This window comes from Priestia sp. SB1 (assembly GCF_038898415.1).
On the sequence record NZ_JBBJSS010000001.1, the window covers coordinates 554,030 to 576,518 of the forward strand.

The 22,489-nt window shown below is 39.9% G+C and carries 21 protein-coding genes; 3 read left to right on the forward strand and 18 right to left on the reverse strand.

The window, feature by feature from the left end; all coding sequences use genetic code 11:
* The first annotated feature begins 132 nt into the window (after positions 1-132).
* Positions 133-228, forward strand: coding sequence for a stressosome-associated protein Prli42 (gene prli42, locus WKH56_RS02840; protein ID WP_149917156.1), 96 nt, complete (start codon positions 133-135; stop codon positions 226-228).
* A 75-nt stretch (positions 229-303) separates the two neighbouring features.
* On the opposite strand, the gene WKH56_RS02845 is transcribed toward prli42, so the two are convergent.
* The 17 genes from WKH56_RS02845 to WKH56_RS02925 form a co-directional block, all read right to left on the reverse strand.
* The gene (locus WKH56_RS02845; RefSeq protein ID WP_014458269.1) at positions 304-828 is read right to left on the reverse strand and encodes a L,D-transpeptidase; all 525 of its coding nucleotides are present in this window, start codon (positions 826-828) and stop codon (positions 304-306) included.
* Between the two features lie 98 nt (positions 829-926).
* Positions 927-1,877 carry an aromatic acid exporter family protein gene (locus WKH56_RS02850; RefSeq protein WP_013059112.1) on the reverse strand — a complete coding sequence of 317 codons (951 nt, stop codon included), beginning with the start codon at positions 1,875-1,877 and terminating at the stop codon, positions 927-929.
* A 160-nt stretch (positions 1,878-2,037) separates the two neighbouring features.
* A complete protein-coding gene (locus WKH56_RS02855; RefSeq protein WP_028411574.1) occupies positions 2,038-2,760 on the reverse strand; it encodes an amino acid ABC transporter ATP-binding protein in 723 nt (240 codons plus the stop codon).
* The gene (locus tag WKH56_RS02860) at positions 2,753-3,412 is read right to left on the reverse strand and encodes an amino acid ABC transporter permease (RefSeq protein WP_013059114.1); all 660 of its coding nucleotides are present in this window, start codon (positions 3,410-3,412) and stop codon (positions 2,753-2,755) included. The genes WKH56_RS02855 and WKH56_RS02860 overlap by 8 nt, the downstream gene beginning before the upstream one ends.
* A 31-nt stretch (positions 3,413-3,443) precedes the next feature.
* Positions 3,444-4,247, reverse strand: coding sequence for a transporter substrate-binding domain-containing protein (locus WKH56_RS02865; RefSeq protein ID WP_375166609.1), 804 nt, complete (start codon positions 4,245-4,247; stop codon positions 3,444-3,446).
* 281 nt (positions 4,248-4,528) lie between these two features.
* The gene (locus WKH56_RS02870) at positions 4,529-4,966 is read right to left on the reverse strand and encodes a BrxA/BrxB family bacilliredoxin (protein WP_028411575.1); all 438 of its coding nucleotides are present in this window, start codon (positions 4,964-4,966) and stop codon (positions 4,529-4,531) included.
* Between the two features lie 193 nt (positions 4,967-5,159).
* The gene (gene meaB / locus WKH56_RS02875; RefSeq protein ID WP_033579718.1) at positions 5,160-6,155 is read right to left on the reverse strand and encodes a methylmalonyl Co-A mutase-associated GTPase MeaB; all 996 of its coding nucleotides are present in this window, start codon (positions 6,153-6,155) and stop codon (positions 5,160-5,162) included.
* Between the two features lie 16 nt (positions 6,156-6,171).
* Complete coding sequence (scpA, locus tag WKH56_RS02880) at positions 6,172-8,322, reverse strand: methylmalonyl-CoA mutase (protein WP_310884102.1); 2,151 nt, start codon at positions 8,320-8,322, stop codon at positions 6,172-6,174.
* The gene (locus WKH56_RS02885) at positions 8,315-10,351 is read right to left on the reverse strand and encodes a methylmalonyl-CoA mutase family protein (protein WP_155007647.1); all 2,037 of its coding nucleotides are present in this window, start codon (positions 10,349-10,351) and stop codon (positions 8,315-8,317) included. Before WKH56_RS02885 ends, scpA begins: the two co-directional genes overlap by 8 nt.
* Positions 10,352-10,508: 157 nt before the next feature.
* The gene (locus WKH56_RS02890; protein ID WP_033579716.1) at positions 10,509-11,768 is read right to left on the reverse strand and encodes a dihydrolipoamide acetyltransferase family protein; all 1,260 of its coding nucleotides are present in this window, start codon (positions 11,766-11,768) and stop codon (positions 10,509-10,511) included.
* Positions 11,769-11,783: 15 nt separating this feature from the next.
* A complete protein-coding gene (locus WKH56_RS02895) occupies positions 11,784-12,767 on the reverse strand; it encodes an alpha-ketoacid dehydrogenase subunit beta (RefSeq protein WP_013084975.1) in 984 nt (327 codons plus the stop codon).
* A gap of 12 nt (positions 12,768-12,779) precedes the next feature.
* Entirely contained in the window at positions 12,780-13,772 is a 993-nt protein-coding gene (locus tag WKH56_RS02900) for a thiamine pyrophosphate-dependent dehydrogenase E1 component subunit alpha (protein ID WP_013084976.1), read from the reverse strand.
* 20 nt (positions 13,773-13,792) lie between these two features.
* Entirely contained in the window at positions 13,793-15,214 is a 1,422-nt protein-coding gene (gene lpdA / locus WKH56_RS02905) for a dihydrolipoyl dehydrogenase (RefSeq protein WP_028411580.1), read from the reverse strand.
* A gap of 28 nt (positions 15,215-15,242) precedes the next feature.
* A complete protein-coding gene (gene buk / locus WKH56_RS02910) occupies positions 15,243-16,322 on the reverse strand; it encodes a butyrate kinase (RefSeq protein WP_372492011.1) in 1,080 nt (359 codons plus the stop codon).
* Positions 16,323-16,418: 96 nt separating this feature from the next.
* Positions 16,419-17,522, reverse strand: coding sequence for a branched-chain amino acid dehydrogenase (gene bcd, locus WKH56_RS02915; protein ID WP_013059125.1), 1,104 nt, complete (start codon positions 17,520-17,522; stop codon positions 16,419-16,421).
* 12 nt (positions 17,523-17,534) lie between these two features.
* The gene (gene yqiS, locus WKH56_RS02920) at positions 17,535-18,446 is read right to left on the reverse strand and encodes a phosphate butyryltransferase (protein ID WP_028411582.1); all 912 of its coding nucleotides are present in this window, start codon (positions 18,444-18,446) and stop codon (positions 17,535-17,537) included.
* Positions 18,447-18,684: 238 nt separating this feature from the next.
* The gene (locus tag WKH56_RS02925; RefSeq protein ID WP_034271001.1) at positions 18,685-20,754 is read right to left on the reverse strand and encodes a sigma-54 interaction domain-containing protein; all 2,070 of its coding nucleotides are present in this window, start codon (positions 20,752-20,754) and stop codon (positions 18,685-18,687) included.
* 175 nt (positions 20,755-20,929) lie between these two features.
* Between WKH56_RS02925 and WKH56_RS02930 the strand changes: the two genes are divergently transcribed.
* Positions 20,930-21,181, forward strand: coding sequence for a DUF2627 domain-containing protein (locus WKH56_RS02930; RefSeq protein WP_028411584.1), 252 nt, complete (start codon positions 20,930-20,932; stop codon positions 21,179-21,181).
* A gap of 12 nt (positions 21,182-21,193) precedes the next feature.
* Here the strand turns inward: WKH56_RS02930 and WKH56_RS02935 are convergent, their stop codons facing one another.
* Positions 21,194-21,922, reverse strand: a complete 729-nt coding sequence (locus WKH56_RS02935) for a glycerophosphodiester phosphodiesterase (protein WP_155007646.1) — start codon at positions 21,920-21,922, stop codon at positions 21,194-21,196.
* Between the two features lie 124 nt (positions 21,923-22,046).
* On the opposite strand from WKH56_RS02935, the gene WKH56_RS02940 reads away from it, so the two are divergent.
* Positions 22,047-22,199, forward strand: a complete 153-nt coding sequence (locus WKH56_RS02940; RefSeq protein ID WP_064504589.1) for a YycC family protein — start codon at positions 22,047-22,049, stop codon at positions 22,197-22,199.
* The last annotated feature ends 290 nt before the right edge of the window (positions 22,200-22,489 follow it).

Below are 22,489 nucleotides of genomic sequence, written 5' to 3' on the forward strand. Positions count from 1 at the left end.
AAAGCGTTTTCATTTACACATATTCTTGAAAACAAAAGAAATCTCCTGCTCGCGTATGTACAGAAAGTTGCTTGTCTAAGCAGCGGAAGACATGTAAAATAAGAAAAAAACGTGTAGGAGGACTTTGGTTGTATGTCTAATAAGAAAATCCAAAAAACCATTGTGTTTTTAATGCTTCTTGTCATGTTAATATCTACGCTTCTAGCGGGACTTGCGATGTGGTTTTAATCGAGACTGATGACTAAAAACATAGATGCACTGCTGTTTCTTTGTGCAATGCAAACATATAAAAAAGACTGGTGACTAGTCACCAGTCTTTTGCTGTATATTCACAATGCCTTTTTGAGCGGCTAACTCTTCAAAAGATTGATCTGTAGATACAATCCATACTTTTGTACCTAACGGGACTTGATCATATAAATGGCTTACTTCACGATTTTCTACGCGAATACAGCCATTCGATACATATTTACCGATGGAATCCGGCTGATTTGTACCGTGAATGCCATAAATACGTCCGTCAGTCTCTCTTGCATCAAACCCAATCCACCTTACACCTAGAGGATTTTGAGGAGCGCCTCCTTCAATGTTACTTCTCCGATAATAAGGATTAACAGCTTTTACTGTTACCGTGAACTCCCCTTCGGGCGTCAGATTAACTGTTTTCCCCGTTGCTACTTTAATAATTTGTTTAATTTCTTTATTTTGAATATAAGCAAGCTCATTGCTTTGTTTATTAATAATAATATAAGGATCATTTGGCAACGGATTTTCTCCTAATGGCCAAACCGGAGATAGTAGTAAAAGGATAAAAGCAAACACATGCACGTAATCCACCACCTTACGTTAGTCCTAAGTAAAAGACAAGAGAGACATCTCTTGTCTTATTTAGTGTTCGTAAGCAAGATACACAACATGCATGCTGTTTAACTTATTTTTAAGGTTTGTTTAATAACCAAATATTGTTCAATTTCTTTGACTACGTGCAGTAAATCGGCACGCGCTTCAAACTCTTCCCGCGTTTTGGGAAGCGGCATCTCTGCAAACGCTTCTCGTAAATGCTGAAGTTTGGCTAAAAATAATTTTGCTGTATTACCGGGGTGGATGGATAGACTTAATTCTTCAATGAAATCGGCAATCATGTAGCGCTGTTCTACCACCAAATCAATAGCGGTAATGAGAGGAAGCGTACGCTCAATAATTTCAAGCTGTTTTTCACGAATTTTAAAATAGCGGTAATAATAATTTTCCCCACGTACAAAATGATTTTCTACATCACGAAACGCAAGGCTTTTTGCTTTTTCTAAAATTTTTACCGTATCTGCAATTTCCTTACCGTCCCAGCTGCTGTCATTGGTTCTGAGATACAGGGCAATTTCCTTTAACATCGATCGGAAATTTTCTTCAATTTCTTGCTGATACGTGCGAAGCTCTTGATCTAAACTTGGCATATATAAATTCACAAGCAGGGCAACCCCTATCCCAATTACAATTAAGCCAAGTTCATTAAAGACGATTCCCCACGTCATATTGCCTTTGGAGTAAATATGAAGCAAAATAACGGAGCTTGTAACAATGCCTGCATTAACTTTGAATATAACCGTAACCGGGATAAACAAAAGCAGCATCAGTCCTATAACAAGTGGATGATAAGCAATCCCTTCAAAGAATATAAACGAAAACAGAATGGATAAAGAACAAGCAATAAAACGATCGCTTGCGCTTCGCAGCGATTTTTTCTTTGAATTTTGAATGCACAAAATGGTGATAATTCCAGCTGATACAAAAAACTCGAGGTGAAAGAACTGAGCTATAATAATAGCCAGTGATGTACCGACGGCTGTTTTAATTGTCCGGTACCCAATTTTAAATTTCATTTTCTAGACTCCTACATGTTGGTTTCTTTTTAGTGTGATAAAATACTCTATTCTTTATTAACACGAATAGAAAAATAACACAACCTTAAATCTTGCTGTACTTTATAAATTTCAATAAAAAAAGTGCAGAAAAGATCGTACTCTTCCTGCACTTTTTTTATTATAAAATCTTTTCTAAGAAATCTTTAGCACGCTTGCTTTTAGGGGCTGAGAAAAATTCGGCCGGAGGCGCATCTTCAACAAGCACACCGCCGTCTAAAAACAGCACACGATCCGCTACTTCTCGTGCAAATCCCATTTCATGCGTTACAATGACCATCGTCATTCCCGTTTCTGTTAGCGACTTCATTACATCTAGCACTTCTTTTACCATCTCTGGATCCAATGCTGATGTTGGTTCGTCAAACAGCATTACTTTCGGCTCCATTGCCAATGCTCTTGCAATAGCTACACGCTGCTTTTGACCGCCCGATAAGCGACTTGGAAACTCGTTGGCTTTTTGAGCAAGTCCAACTTTTTGGAGTAATTCTTTGCCTTTAGCAACAGCCGTTTCTCTTGACACGCCTTTTACCGTCATCGGAGCATACGTCAAATTTTCAAGCACTGTCATATGTGGAAACAAGTGAAAATGCTGAAATACCATTCCTACATTTTCACGCACACGCATAATGTTTGTTTTTTTATCTGTAATCACTTGACCGTTAATGGAAACTAATCCGCTCGTCGGTTCTTCAAGCAGGTTCATACAGCGTAAAAAAGTAGATTTACCAGAACCAGAAGGGCCAATAACAGCTACGACTTCTTTTTCCTTAATCGTAGTTGAAATACCTTTTAAAACGTCATTCTTACCAAATGATTTGTGTAAATTTTCAACGTTAATCACCTTTTCTCATTCTCCTCTCGACTGCTTTACCAAGGAGCGTTAAGCCCATTACCATTACATAATAAATCAACCCTGCAAAAATTAACGGTTCAAGGTAGGCGAATTTTTCTCCCCCTACAATGTAAGCACGGCGCATAATGTCGAGTGCTCCAATAACTGTAACGATAGCTGATTCCTTTGTTAATGTAATGAACTCATTCATTAAAGCAGGTAAAATATTTTTAAGTGCCTGTGGCAAAATAATTTGTCCCATCATGCGGCGATAAGGAATTCCTAACGCTAATGCCGCTTCACGCTGTCCTTTATCAACAGCTAAAATACCAGCGCGAATAATTTCAGATATATATGCTGCAGAGTTTAGCCCGAACGCAGCAACGGCCGCTGGAAACGGGGCAATATCAAACCCGAGCAGCTGAGGTAATCCAAAGTATATTAATAATAATTGCAGTACAAGCGGTGTTCCGCGAAACACGGACGTATATGCATCCGCAAACCATTGAAGAGGTTTATTGCGGCTGATTTTACATAAAGATAAAATAACTCCCAGCACAAACCCTAAAATTGCTGAAGCTAGGACTATCTGTATCGTTACCCCTATCCCTTTTAAAATATAAGGCATAGAAGGCACGATTTGCGAAAAATCCAAATTCATGCCTAGTTCCATTCCTCTCTAACTATCATTCTTATTTTTGGTCGTCAAACCACTTAACGATTAATTTATCCAATTCACCGTTTTCTTTCATTTTCTTTAATTCACGGTTAAAGTCATTCGTTAGCTTGCTGTCTTTAGGAAATGCGATTGCTGATCCTTTACTTGAATCGGGACGTCCTGTATCAGACATTTGCAAGCTTTTGTCTTTGTTCACATACCCTTTAGCTACTGTATCTTCAATAATCGCTGCATCGATACGATTTGATTTCATTTCTTGAATTAGTTCTGGAATACGGTCACGCGTTGTTACATTTACTCCGTCAAATTCTTTTGCAATTTCTTTTGCTTCGTCTGCTTGAATAGAAGAAGTTTGTACACCGACTGTTTTTCCTTTTAGTTCTTCTGCGTTTTTAATTGGCGCATCTTTCTTCGATACAATCATGTTTTTTGCTTCGTAGTATACGTCTGAGAAGTCCACGTTCTTTTTACGCTTTTCAGTTGGCGTCATACCGGCTAAAACTAAATCGACTTTATTAGATTGTAAAGCTGGAATTAATCCGCCAAATTCCATATCCTTTACCTGCACGTCATAGCCTAACTTTTTACCGATTGTTTTTGCTAAATCTACGTCAAATCCGATTGCTTCACTATCACCTTTTGCCGTATCAATATATTCAAAGGGTGGGTAATCTGCTGATGTTCCCATTACAAGTACTTTTTTATCTTTGTCGTCGCTGCTTGCTCCGCCATTAGACGTTCCTTCTCCTGCTCCGCATGCAGCTAAAACGCCTGCTGTTAAGAGACCAATTGCCGTTACCGATAACCACTTTTTCAATTTCATCTTCGTTCCCCCTAGTTTATTCCTTACATTATTTTTTAAAAATTAATAATATTATGAAATAAGTTTTTTACTATTGCAAGTAAATGTCGAAATTTAAATATATATTCATATAAATGTATTTTAACACAACATTATAAATATGCAATATCTTTTTTAAATATAAGTTTCACTATTTGAAAATACCTTTTCTCAACATTTTCCACTCATTAGAAAGCCTGCATACAGACGGATAAAAAAATGCATAAAAAAAGAAGCCGTTCAAAACGGCTTCTCTCTTACACTTCTTCACAGTTCTGTTCGAACGCTTCTTGCAGCTTCATCACAACTGACATTGGCTCATGGCCTTCAATTTCGTGACGCTCTACCATTGTGATAATTTTTCCGTCTTTTAATAAAGCGAAAGATGGAGATGAAGGCGGATAACCTTCAAAGTATTCGCGTGCACGCGCAGTTGCTTCTTTATCTTGCCCAGCAAATACTGTAACCAAGTTTGTTGGACGTTTATCATAATGTACAGCGTGCGCTGCAGCAGGTCTTGCAATACCTCCTGCACAACCGCAAACTGAATTCACCATTACAAGCGTTGTGCCAGGCTGTTTAAACGTTTCATCTACCGCTTCAGCCGTCGTTAATTCTGTATAACCAGCAGCTGTAATTTCTTTACGGGCCTGACGAACAACGTCGTTCATAAACAAGTTAAAATCGATATTCATTTTCATACCTCCCTTTTGCTATCTATCCTTTATCATAGCAAACGAAAACTAAAAAGGCGATTGCTTTGACTCATTTTTTCTTGGTAATCAAGATTAAACAAGAAAAGAAATGGTGATACTGTTTTTACAGCTAGAAAACCATACTCTTAACTCCCTAGTGTAGAAGGATCCGCATAAAATGCAGGATCCTTTTTTACATTTCTTTCATCGCCTGCTGATAGATTTTAATCAAGTGTTGGAGAGCTTCAGCCATTGTGGCATCTCCGGTCATCATTTGTTTTTCAACATCCCCTAATGTTTGCTTAACTAAAGGATGTTCATAAAATGATTCTTGTAAATATTCATTAACACTTGCTTGTAACCATGCCTTCATTTGCTTTTGTCTTACTGCATAAAACAGATCTTTTTTATTCATCCATTCCTTATAGTCACAAATTATCTGCCATAAATGTTGAAACGACGCTTCTTCATAAGCAGAAGTTGTGATGACCTGTGGTTTCCACCCTCCGGAATGACCGTGAAGAAAACCGATGACACTTTTGTATTCTTTTGCAGTCACTTCTGCTTTTAGCCGGTTATCCCCGTCTGCTTTATTTACACAAATTAAATTAACCCATTCAAGCAGCCCTTTTTTAATTCCTTGCAAATCATCTCCTGCTCCGGTTAAAGCAAGCAAAACAAAGAAGTCTACCATCTCTTTTACAATCATTTCACCTTGGCCAACACCCATCGTTTCGACAAATATGATGTTATACCCAGCCGCTTCACAAAGAAAAATGGCTTCTCTCGTTTTAAGATGAACACCTCCAAGCGTTCCTTGAGAAGGTGAAGGACGGACAAAAGCGTTCTCTTGTTTGGCAAGCAGCTCCATTCTGGTTTTATCTCCTAAAATACTTCCTCCAGACAAGGTACTGCTTGGATCGACTGCTAAAACTGCAACGGAATGGCCATTTTTGCATAGATACGATCCAAATTTGTCAATCAGCGTACTTTTTCCTGCTCCTGGTACGCCAGTAAAACCAATGCGCACTGAATGCCCCGTATGGGGATAGATTTCTTTAATCAGCTGTTGTGCTATTGCTTTATGCTTCGGCGCTTTACTTTCAATTAAAGTAATGGCTTGAGCTAACGCTGTTCTTTTCCCTTCAAGCAGCCCTTGTTTATAATCTTGTACCGTTTTTAATTTCACCAATTGTCTTCACCAACTATTCTTCTAACCGTTTCTTTATTTCATGTAAGACGGAAACGGCCGCTTTTGGGATTACTGTTCCAGGTCCAAAGATTGCAGAAGCGCCGTGCTCTAAAAGAAATGAGTAGTCTTGTTTAGGAATAACACCTCCGACAATAACAACGATATCGTCGCGCTCTAATTTCTTTAACTCATCAACAAGCTGCGGCAGTAACGTTTTATGCCCGGCTGCCAAAGAGCTTATCCCAATCACATGTACGTCGTTTTCTACAGCTTGCCTTGCTGTCTCTTCAGGCGTTTGAAATAAAGGGCCAATATCCACATCAAATCCAAGGTCAGCAAAGGCTGTTGAAATCACTTTTGATCCTCTGTCATGACCGTCTTGCCCCATTTTCGCCACTAAAATCCTTGGGCGTCTTCCTTCTTCCTCTAAAAATTCAGCCGTGAGCTTTCGAACTTCTTCGATTTGATCTCGATGCGCAAACTCCGCACTGTATACCCCGCTGACTGACTTAGAAGTAGCCTGATGTCTTCCAGCCACTTTCTCAATGGCTTCTGAAATTTCACCTAGTGTAGCTCTAGCTCTTGCAGCTTCAACCGCAAAAGCAAGGAGATTCCCTTCGCCTGTTTTGGCACAAGTGGTCAGTCGATTAAGCGCTTCAAGTACCGCTTGTTCGTTACGTTCACTGCGTATTTTCTTTAGCTTTTCCAGCTGCTTCATTCGAACTGCTGTGTTATCAATATCAAGAATATCAAGCGGTTCTTCTTGCTCCGGCTGAAACTGATTCACACCTACAATAATTTCTACCTGCGAGTCTATTCTTGCTTGTCTGCGCGCAGCAGCTTCTTCTATCTTCATTTTAGGTACGCCTGCTTCTATTGCTTTTGTCATTCCGCCGAGCTGTTCTATTTCTTCAAGGTGCTTCCACGCTTTTATCATTAATTCATTCGTTAATGATTCCACATAATAAGAGCCTCCCCAAGGGTCAATGACGGAACAAATCTCCGTTTCATTTTGCAAATAAAGCTGCGTATTTCGAGCAATTCTAGCTGAAAAATCAGTCGGAAGAGCAATCGCTTCATCCAGTGCGTTTGTATGAAGCGATTGCGTATGTCCTGACACTGCAGCCAGAGCTTCGACGCATGTTCTAATAACATTATTAAATGGATCCTGCTCGGTTAAGCTCCATCCGGACGTTTGAGAATGCGTTCTAAGAGCGAGTGATTTAGGGTTGTCCGGCTCAAACTGTTTCATGAGTTTTGCCCACAGCAGCCTCCCCGCTCTCATTTTCGCTACTTCCATAAAGTAGTTCATTCCAATTGCCCAGAAAAAGGATAGTCTCGGTGCAAACGCGTCAATTGAAATTCCTGCTTTCAAGCCGGTTCGTACATATTCAAGTCCATCTGCAAGCGTATAAGCAAGCTCTAAGTCTGCTGGAGCGCCTGCTTCTTGCATATGATAGCCTGATATACTAATACTGTTAAATTTCGGCATATGCTCCGCTGTATATTTAAAAATATCCGCAATGATTCGCATGGACATTTCAGGAGGATAAATATACGTATTGCGCACCATATATTCTTTTAAAATATCGTTTTGAATCGTTCCAGCCAGCTTTTCTTTTTTTACTCCTTGTTCTTCAGCTGTTACGATGTAGAAAGCTAAAATAGGAAGAACCGCCCCGTTCATCGTCATCGACACGGACATTTGATCAAGCGGAATCCCTTCAAACAGCTGCTTCATATCAATCATTGAATCAATTGCCACTCCTGCTTTCCCTACATCTCCAACAACTCTTGGATGATCAGAGTCATAGCCGCGGTGGGTAGCTAGGTCAAAAGCAACAGACAGCCCTTTCTGTCCAGCAGCTAGGTTTCGGCGGTAAAAGGCATTGCTTTCCTCCGCCGTTGAGTATCCTGCATACTGTCTAATCGTCCAAGGCCGATTCACATACATCGTTGCATACGGTCCTCTCACAAACGGTGGAATACCAGGTGCAAAGTGAATAAAGTCGAGGTCATCTCTGTCTTTTTTTGTATATAATGATTTTAATTCAATTTGTTCATTTGTTTGAAAAGCAGTGAATGTACTTTGAGTCACGTCATCTTCCCTTTGCTGCTTTGAAAATGATAATGGAATATTAGAAAAAGAAGGCTTTTTATACATGAACTTCTACCTCCAAAGCACATAATAACTTCTTAACGCATTGAATAACATTTGTCTTAGGATGTATGACGCTCATTACACCTTTTTGCTGCCACTGCGTTTTGCGTGATACGTGTTCTTCCCCTACTACGTACACATAAACGGAATCTTCCTCAAAATAAGTCATCGCTTTTGTTAAGAGCTTTTCCACGAGTTCATCACTTCCACAGATTACATATGCTTCGTGCTTTTGTTCATTCATCCAATCTGCTATCTCGACGTAGGAATCTATGTTTTTAATTGTTTCACACGCAAAGCCTGCGCTTTCAAATAAAGACCGGGCAATCTCAGCTTTTTTATGGCTGCTAGGATCGGCGAGCTCCATAATGCCAATGCTCATTCCCTTTGTATAAACCCGTATTTTTTCAAACTTCTCTGCTGCTCTCCACTTAGTGAGCGGCACAACACTGTCTGGCTGTGACTGCTTCGCCATTTGTTTTAGCATCCACCCTGCTGTTACCCCTTTAGATGCTAGCTTTGTATAGTCCTCTAGCGAAAGATTTGATAAAAATTCCGAAGTGTTCTGGTCACTGTATTTATTCATTTTTCTTTCTTCTTTTTTAGACAGAGTGCTTTTTATCTCTTCAGATGCAGCGTGTTGCTTAGGAGCATAGTGTGTGACTCCGATCAAGCGCTCAATTCGGCACTCTATATCTCCTTGTCTTTTTACTCTCATTTGTTCAACTTCATCTTGAATTCGCCCTTGTTTTAAAGCTTCTTCCATTCCGCCGTGGCCTTCAATGTTGCCAAATAACTCCCAAGCTTTTGTCATTAATTCATGTGTGTAAGCTTCAACGTACCAAGAGCCTCCGGCAGGATCCATTACTTTTGATATATGTGTTTCGTGCTGCAAAATTAAGTGAGTATTACGGGAAAGGCGATGAGCGAACTGAGAAGATGAGGATGTAACGGAATCATATGGTTCAATATGCAGACTATCCGCTCCTCCTACAATAGAAGCAAACGCTTGAACCGTGCTCCTTAATGCATTTGTATACATATCTTCTTTAGACTGTGTAAGACGTGACGTTTCCGTATGAATAAACGGCACTGAAACGGCCGTGTCATCAAAAGCACGAACCACATTTGCCCAAAGCATGCGAAAAGCACGAAGTTTTGATATTTCCATAAATAAATGTGAGCTAACTGAAAAAGAAAAGGTCATGTGAGGTAAAACTTGATGTAAGGACAGACCGCGTTTCATGCATTCATCAATATACTGCACTCCTGTAGCAAGCATATAAGCTAGTTCTTGAACAGCGTTTGCACCGCTGTTATGGTAAGGAATGCTTGATACAATGATCGTTTTGAGCTCTGGAACATTACTGTGAGCCAAACGCGTTGCGTAAGCTAAATGATCGTATAAATCTCGAGTAGAAAGTGGAACTCTCCCGTATTCAGCAAGAGTGCCGAGCGGATCCATTCCAACCGTACCTGTTAGCTGTCTCATATCAAAGTTATGATCAACACAGTATGCTTTTAGAAACGAAAGAAGTGGAACGGATGTACATCCCGTATTTAAAAATAAAGGCACAGCTTCAAGAGCTACATGCTGAAACAAATGAGCAACATCCTCTAAAGTAGAAATTGTAGCGCCTGAGGCTACTTCAGCTTCAGTTGCTTCATCAACGTCTTTTCCTTGCCTCATTGCTTCACTGCACGTAAAAGCGGCCGTATTTTGTCCATTTCTCAAACTGTGTAAAAGAAGTTTATTGCTTTCTTTAATAGAAGGTAAGTCGATTTTTTGGGTGATTTCCCATTCCCCTAGTATGTATGATTCTTTACCGGCTCCTCTTAAACAATCTATTCCCGCCGGACTCTGCTGCAAGTAGTCTAAATGTGCCGTATCACTTTCAAAATAAAGCGGTTTCAAAAAGATGTTTTCTAACGTTTCTTTTGAGCGGAGCGCGGTGTTTTTGCTAACTTCCTGTGCCCAATCTTCTTTAGGTGTACGTGTAAATTCATGAAATGATAATGTATTTGTTTTCATTTCCATGCCCCTTTACAGTTAATAGCTGCCTGCTAGACCTAGATGATTACACTTTGAAGTTTGATGATTCTTCTTTTATTTTAATACATCTTTTACAAATTGTTCAATCATTGCTTCAAAATAAAAAAGCAAATGGAGAAAGCTCCATTTGCTTTTTTTAATAGACGGACGTATTCTCTTTAGACGTAGATTCTAAAATCTCTTTAACTCTTGCCAAGAACCTGCCGCACACCAAGCCGTCCAACACGCGGTGATCAAGTGATAAACATAAGTTAACCATATCTCGAACAGCAATCATGTTATCAATAATAACCGGACGTTTTACAATAGATTCTACTTGTAAAATAGCCGCTTGCGGGTAATTAATAATCCCCATTGATTGCACGGAACCAAATGAGCCTGTGTTGTTAACAGTAAACGTTCCGCCCTGCATGTCTTCAGACTTCAATGAACCCGTACGAACTTTTTGCGCAAGCTCTGTAATTTCACGCGCAATGCCTTTGATTGTCTTTTCATCGGCTTGTTTAATAACCGGCACAAATAAAGCATCGTCTGTTGCAACAGCAATAGATACATTAATATCTTTTTTCTGAACAATACGGTCTCCTGCCCACATTGAATTCATTTGAGGGAATTCTTTTAAAGCCTGAGCCACTGCTTTTACGAAGAACGCAAAATAAGTTAAGTTAAAACCTTCTTTTTGTTTGAACTCCGTCTTTAATGCATCACGATAAGAAACTAAGTTCGTTACATCAACTTCAACCATTGTCCATGCATGCGGAATTTCGTGTTTACTGCGAAGCATATTTGCTGCAATAGCTTTACGCACGCCTGAAACAGGGATTTCTTGATCTCCGGCTGCAGACACAACCGGCGCGGGTTGCTTCGTTTTTGGAGCAGCTGCCGCTACGGGTGCTTCTGGCTGAACTGTTGATGCAGGTGTTTCTTTCACTTCAGCAGCTCCGCCTTTTTCGATAACAGCTAAAATATCTTTTCTCGTAATGCGGCCGCCCGCTCCTGTTCCTGTCACGGTATCTAAATTAATATTATGTTCTTGTGACAGACGCATAACAGCTGGAGAGTATCGGCTTTTATTGGATTGACTGTCCGCTGTTTTTGGCGCTGATTCTTCTACAGTCTTATCAGACGTTTTCTGTTCTTTTTGAGGTACAGTTCCTTCTACTTCAATTAAACAAATCACTTCTCCCACGGGTAAAGTATCATCTTCACCTGCAATTAACTCTTTAATTGTTCCACTAAAAGAAGAAGGCACTTCAGCATTTACTTTATCCGTCATGACTTCAGCTAACGGGTCGTACTTATTTACGTGATCTCCAACAGAAACGAGCCATTTGCTAATTGTACCTTCTGTTACACTTTCACCGAGCTGCGGCATCGTAATTTTTTCAATAGCCAATTGATACAACTCCTTTTAAAATTGAGCTAATTCTCTCATTGCTTTTTCTACTTTATCTGGATTCACCATAAAATATTTTTCCATTGTTGGTGCATACGGCATAGCTGGAACATCGGGGCCAGCAAGGCGCTGAATTGGCGCATCTAAATCGAATAAGCAGTGTTCAGCAATAATAGCTGCTACTTCGCTCATAATGCTGCCTTCTTTGTTGTCTTCCGTTAAAAGCAGGACCTTACCTGTTTTAGAGGCTGCTTCTATAATAGCTTCTTTATCAAGTGGATAGACCGTTCTTAAATCTAAGATGTGTGCTGAAATACCGTCTGCTTCTAGCTTTTCAGCAGCTTGAAGAGCAAAGTGTACACAAAGACCATATGTAATAACCGTGATGTCGTCTCCTTCTCTCTTTACATCTGCTTTGCCAATCGGAAGTACATAATCATCTTCAGGGACTTCTCCTTTAATCAAACGGTACGCACGCTTATGCTCAAAGAAAAGAACTGGATCATCATCACGAATAGCTGCTTTTAATAATCCTTTTACGTCATAAGGCGTAGAAGGCATCACAATCTTTAACCCTGGCGTATTGGCAAACAGTGCTTCAACAGATTGAGAATGATAAAGAGCACCGTGAACTCCACCGCCGTACGGAGCTCGAATTGTAATTGGACAACTCCAATCATTATTAGAACGATAGCGAATTTTCGCTGCTTCTGACACGATTTGATTGACTGCAGGCATAATAAAATCAGCAAATTGCATTTCCGCAATCGGACGCATGCCGTACATTGCCGCTCCGATTCCTACGCCTGCAATAGCAGATTCTGCAAGAGGTGTGTCAATAACTCTTTCTTCCCCGAACTGTTCGTACAGTCCGTTGGTTGCTTTAAATACGCCGCCTTTTTTTCCTACGTCTTCTCCTAATACAAACACGCGGGAATCTCTTTCCATTTCTTCACGAATGGCCATTGTTACTGCATCAATATATGAAATAACCGGCATATGTTCTCCTCCTTACTCACCGTACACGTATTTTAAAGCCGATTCCGCTTCTGCATAAGGAGCGTTTTCAGCATAATCTGTTGCATCATTAACGATGTTCATAATATCATCAAGCATTTGTTTTTCTCGTTCATCGGTTAACACGTTAACCTCTTTTAAATAAGTCGCAAAGTACGCAAGCGGATCACTCTTTTTAGCTTCAGACAATTCTTCTGCGCCGCGATATGCACGATCATCGTCATCACTTGAATGGGCAGTCAAACGCTCTGAAACAGTTTCAATAAGAGTAGGCCCTTCTCCTCTGGATGCACGATCTCTTGCTTCTTTTACCACTCGATATACTTCAAGGACATCGTTTCCATCAATTGTGTAGCCTGGCATACCGTATCCAATCGCACGATCAGATACTTTTGCGCACCCTAGCTGCTTTTCAACCGGAACAGAAATCGCATACTTGTTATTTTCACACATAAAGATAACAGGAAGCTTATGAACACCTGCAAAGTTCGCGCCTTCGTGGAAGTCTCCTTGGTTAGAAGATCCTTCTCCAAACGTAACAAACGTGACTAAGTCTTTTTTCTCCAATCGTCCTGCTAAAGCGATTCCTACTGCATGAGGCACCTGTGTTGTAACTGGAGAAGATCCTGTTACAATTCGCTTTTCCTTATGGCCAAAGTGACCTGGCATTTGACGACCTCCTGAGTTTGGATCTTCTGCTTTAGCAAACCCAGAAAGCATTAAATCGCGCGCAGTCATTCCAAATGCCAGCACAACACCCAGATCGCGGTAATAAGGTAATATGTAATCATTCTCTCTGTTTAAGGCAAAAGCTGCGCCAACTTGAGCGGCTTCTTGACCTTGACATGAAATAACAAAAGGCACCTTCCCTGCACGGTTTAATAGCCACATACGCTCATCAATTTTTCGTGCAAGCAGCATAGTGCGGTACATTTCAAGTACTTGTTCATCAGTTAATCCTAATGATTCATGACGGTTTTTTGTCATGTTTAAACCTCCTTTAATCATCAAAAATGAATCGCTTTTCCATCTACAGCTAATGAAGCTTCTCCCATCGCTTCTGAAAGGCTAGGATGAGGATGAATGGTATGAGCAATTTCCCATGGTGTAGCATCCAATACCTTTGCAAGACCCGCTTCAGAAATCATATCCGTCACGTGAGGTCCAATCATATGCACACCAAGAACATCATTTGTGTCGGCATCGGCAATAATTTTAACAAATCCCTCTGCCTCTCCATATACAAGAGCTTTTCCAACGGCCTTAAACGGAAACTTTCCAACCTTCAGCTGAAATCCTTGCTGTTTTGCTTCTTGTTCTGTTAATCCTACACTTGCTGCCTCCGGGCTGCTGTATACGCATTTAGAAATTGTTGTGTAATCAATCTTCAAAGGCTTGTCACCGTGTAAATGCTCAACAGCTACGATTCCTTCGTGAGAAGCTACATGTGCAAGCTGCAGTCCGCCAATCACATCTCCAATTGCGTAGATATGAGATTCTTTCGTTTGATAAAAATCATTTGTGGCAATCACACCGTTTTCTACTACAATATCGGTATTCTCGAGACCAATTCCTTCGACATTCGCTTGACGTCCTACAGATACAAGCAGCTTTTCTGCTTCATATTCTTGCATATCGTCTCCTACTTGAGCAGAAATTTTCACCTGACCACCAACAGACAGTGTATCAGCCATTACTTTAGCAGAAGTAATAATGGTAACTCCTTTTGCTTTTAAAAGCTTCGTCATTTCACGGGAGATATCTTGATCTTCTGTTGGTAAAATTCGATCGCTGTATTCAACAACCGTTACATCAACATCAAAATCTGTGAGCATTGACGCCCATTCAATTCCAATGACGCCGCCTCCCACAATAATAATAGAAGCAGGAAGTGTTTCCATCTTTAATGCTTCATCTGAAGTGATTACTTTCTCTCCATCGATTGTTAAACCAGGTAATGTTCTAGGGCGAGACCCTGTTGCGACAATTACATTCTTTGGAATAAGCATTTCGTTTTCTTCACCGCTTTTTAATTCAACGGAGATGGTTCCTGGCATAGGAGAAAAAATAGAAGGTCCTAAAATACGTCCAATTCCTTCATATACGTCAATTTTACCTTTTTTCATTAGCTGTTTGACACCATTATGTAACTGTGAAACAATTTCTGACTTTCGTTCTTGTACACGAGCATAGTTCAATAGTACATTGGACGTTTCTACGCCAAATTCACTGCTTTTCTTAGCCGTTTGATAGACTTCTGCACTTCTTAGTAAAGCTTTGCTTGGGATACACCCTGCGTGCAGGCATGTGCCGCCTAACTTATTTTTTTCCACAACCGCTACCGATAGACCTAACTGAGAGGCACGAATAGCTGCTACGTACCCTCCGGTTCCACCGCCGAGAATGACCAAATCATATTCTTTTGCCACACTGCTTCACACCTTTCTGCAAACGCTATTAAGCGCCTTTATATTCCTTTACTTCTTCTTCACCTGTAAGCACTCGGAGAGCCCCTTCAGCTAGCGCTTGAAGCTCATTTTCTCCAGGATAAACAATGACATCTGCAATCCACTTTACATGATTAATAATCAGCTCAACAAACGCTTTTGAATAAGCAATGCCTCCCGTTAGAATAATGGCATCTACTTTTCCATGCAATACCGTACTGGCAGCTCCAATTTCCTTCGAAATTTGATAAGCCATTGCTTCGTAGATAAGCTTAGCTTTTTCGTTTCCATTTTTCACTAGCGCTTCGACTTTCTGCACGTCAGATGTGCCCAAATAACCGACAAGTCCGCCTTTTCCTACAAGCATTTTCATAATCTCCTCGCGGTAATACTGACCTGAAAAGCAAAGACGAACTAATTCACCAACCGGTACACCGCCAGCGCGCTCTGGACTAAAAGGACCGTCGCCGTGCAGGCCATTGTTCACATCAATTACTTTTCCGCACTTGTGAACTCCAACCGTAATGCCCCCGCCCATATGGGTAACAATAACGTTCATTTGTTCGTATGTGCTATTCATTTCTTTGGCCACTTTTCGAGCCACCGATTTTTGATTCAGCGCGTGAAAGATGCTTTTCCTTTCCATAAAAGGAGTTCCTGAGATACGAGCGATGTCACTTAGCTCATCTACCACCACTGGATCAACAATGTATGCTGGAATATTTAATCCAGATGCAATCTCAAACGCTAAAATCCCGCCTAAATTTGAAGCATGATGGCCGGCATAACCGTCTTTTAAATCTTTGAGCATGGCTTGATTTACTTCGTATGTGCCGCCTTCAATCGGGCGTAAAAGCCCTCCTCTTCCACATACTGCACTTAATTTAGATAAATTAATCCCTTCTTCATCAAGTGCCTCTAAAATCGAGTTTTTACGGAACTCATACTGTGCATATATCGTCTCAAACTGATTCATTTGCTGTGAATCGTAGCGGATTGTTCGATCAAAAATTGGTTTATCGTTGTGAAACACGCCAATTTTTGTGGACGTTGAACCCGGATTTATTATCAGCATTCGATATTCGTGCATATCCAACACATGTCCTCCTACCTTATCATTCTCATAAACGAAGGCTAGGTCGAAAGGATTTCATTTATTCCTTTTGCCTAGCCTTCAGCTCAAACATTAGCGCGTATGACGTCTACTTAAAATATGCTGTCCATTTTGTAAAAATTGACTGCGTGAACGACGCAGCTTTTCAATTCTTTCTTCAGCTAAGCGATCTGCTGCTAGATAGGTTGGAATGCCATCTCGCTTTGAGATTTCAACTACCTTTTCAATATTATCATAAATACCTTCAACTTTTTTCAGCGCACGCTCACGGTTATATCCAACTAGCTCATCAGCTACGTTAATAACGCCTCCTGCATTAATAACATAGTCCGGTGCATATACAATGCCTAATTCATGAATTAAATCACCATGACGCGTTTCTTTCAATTGATTATTAGCTGCCCCTGCAATAACTTTTGCTTTTATTTGAGGGATCGTTTCATCGTTAATCGTTGCTCCGAGTGCACAAGGAGCATAGATATCACATTCTACACCATAAATATCATTTGGGTCTACTGCTTGCGCACCAAATTCTTCTACCGCACGCTGAACAGCTTCTTTATTAATATCCGTTACAATAAGTTTTGCCCCTTCTTCGTGAAGGTGGCGGCATAAATTATATGCTACGTTTCCTACACCTTGGACAGCTACTACTTTTCCTTCAAGCATATCTGTTCCAAATGCTTCTTTTGCTGCTGCTTTAATTCCTCGGTATACGCCGTAGGCTGTGACTGGTGATGGATTGCCTGATGAACCGAAGGCAGGAGATACACCCGTTACATAATCCGTTTCCTCATATACAATATCCATATCCTCTACCGTTGTGCCCACATCTTCTGCTGTAATATATCGACCATTTAACCCTTGAATAAAGCGGCCAAATGCACGGAACATCGCTTCATTTTTGTCTTTGCGAGGATCTCCGATAATAACCGTTTTTCCTCCTCCTAAATTCAAGCCTGCTGCTGCATTTTTATAAGTCATTCCGCGTGATAAACGAAGCGCATCTTCAATTGCAGCCTCTTCTGATTCATATGTCCACATTCTCGTACCGCCTAGAGCTGGTCCAATTGTTGTATCATGAATCGCAATAATGGCTTTTAAGCCTGAATCTTTATCTTGGCAAAATAATAACTGCTCATAATCGTATGTTTCCATATAGTCAAAAATTTTCATTGTTAGTGCCTCCTAAGAATTCTGTTGAGCGACGCTGATAGCAAGCGCCAGTGAGTATAATTTACTTTCTGATGAATCTGCTCTGGATGTTAAGACGACCGGAGCTTTTGCCCCCGCTAGAATAGCTCCAACTTTTGCTTTAGCAAAATAAATAAGGGATTTATATAAGACGTTCCCTGTTTCAATTGCTGGAACGAGTAATATATCTGCTTGACCGGCAACTTCACTTTGAATGCCTTTTTGCTTGGCTGCTTCTATGTTAATGGCATTGTCGAGTGCTAAAGGTCCATCAATAACGCAGCCTTTAATTTGTCCTCTGCGGTTCATCTGTGTAAGAAGTGCAGCCTCTACTGTGGCAGGCATCAAAGGGTTCACAACTTCAACCGCTGCAACAGGAGCTACCTTTGGCACCTCTATCCCAATCGAGTGAGCAACGTTCACCGCGTTTTGAATGATTTGAACTTTCTCTTCCAGAGATGGCGTAATATTCATAGCTGCATCTGTTACAAGAATAGGGCGGTCATAGTGAGGAACATCAAACACAGCTACGTGTGATAAAACATTTCCCGTACGCAAACCATGCTCTTTATTTAACACAGCTTTTAAAATAAGCGATGTGGATAAATTCCCTTTCATTACGATATGAGCTTGACCTTGCTGAACTGAACGCACAGCCAATTGAGCCGCTTCTAAAACGGACTCCGTATGTACGACCGTCACAGCCTTATGAGTGAGTAAGGATGGGCGGTACTGCCTGAATAATTCATTAATTGTTGTTTCGTTGCCAAACAAAATAAATTCAGAAACTTCCCTTGACACAGCTTCATACACTGCCTCAATTGTTTCTAAGTCTTCAGCTGCAGCAACAGCAACAGTCAAAGAAGACTGCTTAGCAACCCGAGATAAGATGGTAGCAAGAGTCATGGAATGTTCGACCTCTCCTTTTTCATTCTTTCTTTTGCCCCTTTTTAAAGAGCATACTGCGCGTTTATGCAGTCACTTAAAATATATGCAAGATTTGTGCCACACTCTGCATATATTACATAATATAGCTGCTTGTATCCGTTTCTACGCACAAAAAAATTTTTTTATTGATTCTAACGACAAACAGAAAAAAAGAATACCTCTCTATTTATATGCAATAACTTGCACACCATGCATTTTATTGCATGCTGTTATTTGCAAGATTGTATTTTTCCAACTTATAATACAGAGAACGCAGGGAAATATTGAGCTGTTTTGCTGTTTTCGTTCGGTTATACTTGTTTGCAATCAGCACTTTTTGAATAAGTTCAGCTTCATAATTTTCCATCATGTGCGCTAAAGTCTTCCCTTCGAATACTACCTCTTCATTCGCCTGATTTTTTTCTTTTTTGCCCTTGCCTTCAAGTGAAGGGAGATGAACAGAATCAATCATTGTTTCCGTATAGTGCATATAAATAATAGCTCTTCCTAATATGTTTTCAAGCTCTCTGACGTTTCCTGGCCAGTCGTATGATCTCAATGATTGTAAGGCCCGATCTGTTACCCCTTCAACATGTCGGCCGTAATCTTGATTAATTTTTGTAATTAAGTGTGTAACAAGCGCTCCAATATCCTCTTTTCTCTTCCGAAGAGGAGGTATGTGAATCGGAATTTTGTTTAGCCGATAATACAAGTCCTGTCTGATGCTTCCATCAGCCATTCCTTTTTCTAAATTCACATTCGTAGCTGCAATCACGCGAACATTCACCGGAATGGGGGTCGTGCCTCCAACGCGAATAAGCTCTTTTTCTTGAAGCACTCGAAGCAGCTTAGCCTGCATATGAGCTGAAAGCTCCCCGATTTCATCCAAAAAGATGCTACCGTTATTGGCTTCTTCAAAAACACCTCGTTTTCCGCCTCGTTTTGCCCCGGAAAAAGCTCCTTCTTCATACCCAAAAAGTTCACTTTCAAGCAAAGACTCAGAAAGTGCAGCACAGTTGATCCGAACAAATTTATTAAACTTTCGGCTGCTCGCATTATGAATCGCATGTGCAAACAGCTCCTTACCCGTCCCAGATTCACCTCTAAGCAAAACAGTAGCTGGTGTTTTAGCAGCAAGTCTAGCCTGCTCAATTGCTAACTGAAATTCTTCAGACTGACCAATGATATCAGCAAATGAATATTTCGCTTCAAGCGTTCGGATAATTTGACGCGCTCTTTTGAGTTCATTTGTAAGCTCTTGAATTTCAGACATATCATGAATAACGCCAACGCTGCCTTTTAATTTTCCATCGACAATAACAGGGGCAACATTCACAACTACGTCTCTTTTACTCGGACCAAGCCTCATTCTTACACCTCGAACAGGACGTCTTGTTTGCAGCACCTTCATGTGCATACTGTCTCCTTCAGAGATATCGGCAGTCGCGGGCTGACCAATAATATCCGTCTTTTTTAAACCCGTAATTCTCGTATAAGCAGGATTAATTAAAATCCCTCTTCCTTCTTCATCGACAACCGAAATAGCTTCTTCAGAAGATTGAATAATAGCTTGAAGCATAGTTTGTACTTCTTTTAAGTTCGTAACTTCTTCTGCCAATCCGACAACGTCCGTAATATCTTTAAAAATCGAAAAGGCACCAAACAGCTCTCTATTCTCGTCGAGTATTGGTATTCTAGTCGTAATGACCTTCCGTCCGCTATCTAACACAAATTCACTATTTTGATCAATCGTTTTTGTATGAAGAACATCAACAAGTTTACTATTTGGAATAACTTCATGAAGATGCTTACCAATTACATCTCTGTGTGAAAAGTTCGTCAAACGCTCGGCACTTTGATTAAATAGCGTAATATATCCATTCCTATCAATCACGACCATCGCATCATGAGCCGCGTTAAAAATAAGATCATATTTATACGATTCTTGCTTTAACCGCTGAATTAACTCTTCTTTTTCCTCCATCAGATTGGCCATAATTTCAGCAACCAATCCCGGAACTACCAGTGCATCAGCAGGTTTGCTTCTCTGCAATTGTTGAAAAACACCTTGTTTACCTGTTGTTTCAACAATGACATCGAGCTGCTTTGTCATATAAGGCTCCCAATTCATTCCGGTTGAAATATCTTGTTCTTTCGCATGCAAAACAGCCGGCGCGTCAGCTCGTACGTCTACTACACCAATCACTTTCATAAATTCGGTTTCCAACAAGATTTTCAGAATAGCTAATCCGCCTTTTCCTCCTCCAACGATCAACACATTTTGCATATTTTTTCACCTTTTCTACTTAATATGTACATGTTCCGTGCAAAATATTGCATATACCTATCATATAAAAAAAGAAACGCTCTTGACAATTTATTTAGTTCTTTTATGATTCAAGTATAACGGTTTTATAATGTAAACGCATTCATTTTAAAAAAGAGAAGCGAAAGGAGAAGCTATGGTTCGAATTATTGCCCTGCTAATCTTACTTATTCCTGGTATACTCGCTGGATATGGCATTAAACTTATGAGAGATATGATTTTTGGCATCCTGCAATCCCCGTTCCCTTCTTTATTTTTGCAATTTTCAGTCGGCCTTCTGTTATTTGTAATCGGCCTTGGATTTGTTGCTGGCTTTATTCTGCACAGAGACCGCAAGCGAAACAAAGTTCAAAACAGATTTCAAAAAGATAAAAAAACATCGCATTAATGCGATGTTTTTTTACGAAAAGCGTCCCCCAAATTGCTTCACCATTTTTTCAGGATAATCAGTAATAATGGATTCACATCCATATTTCCGAAGCTGCTCAGCTACTTTTACATCATTTACTGTGTAAGGTCGCACTGGAATTTGACAATCTTTTGAAGCGGCTACATTTACTTCATTCACGGTACGCTGATTAGGGTGAAGAGCTTTTGCGCCAAGATGCTGCGCATATACCCAAGGCTCATACATCGGATAAGAATACAAAATAGCTGTTTCAATCGTAGAATCCAAAGAACCAATTCGGGCTAAGCTGTTATGATTAAAAGATGAAATCATCGTTCGATCCTTCATCTTGTATAAATAAATTAAATCCAAGACTTTCATTTCTAAGTATGGATAGTCAAATATATTGTTTTTCAACTCAATATTTACACTAATTCCTTCACTTGAAGCCCACTCCATTACTTCATTTAACATGGGAATTTTACATACCCCGTACTTTTTTTTGAACTTATAGCTCGCATCTAATTTTTGTAAATCTTGATACGTAAAATCTTTTACATACCCTTTTCCATTCGTTGTTCGATCTAATTTTTCATCATGAATTACAGCAAGTTCTCCATCCTTTGTCATATGCACATCAAGTTCAATTCCGTGTGCTCCGACTCTCGCTGCTTCTTTGAAGGAAATCATCGTATTTTCAGGAAACGTTCCAGCTGCGCCGCGATGACCTATTACAAACATACTTGCTCAACTCCTCTATTATCACTTATTATTAACTTTAGCATTACTTAATAGTGAAAGCACGAATTTACTGTTTATACTTCTTCACTTTCATTACTTTATATGCAAAAGGAGGTCGTTGTGTATGAGACCACTGCAAATTTCTCCGGATACAGCCGTAAAATTAGCAGAACAATTAAATATCCCCCTCGAGCAATTGATGCATATGCCTCAGCATATTTTGCTGCAGAAGCTTGCTGAATTAAATGCGGGCGAAGATAAAAAAGGATCTGAATAACAGATCCTTTTTTCTTTCGAATTTTCGTTTCCAAAAATAGTATTACTTTCTTACTTCATTTTCCATAACATATATTAGAATATTTAATAATATAAATGTATTTTTAAAAATGCTTTTAAATAAGTAATTTAATACTTTTTTGTGTATATTTAATTATTTTTTGATTTTTCCATATAATTTCATTGACGAAATTATTGTTTTTCTACTAAAATAAAAATACATTATATTTATTCCAGTACTTATATTCTGATTTTTTGATCAATTCAAATAAAAGAATTAAATAGTATGAG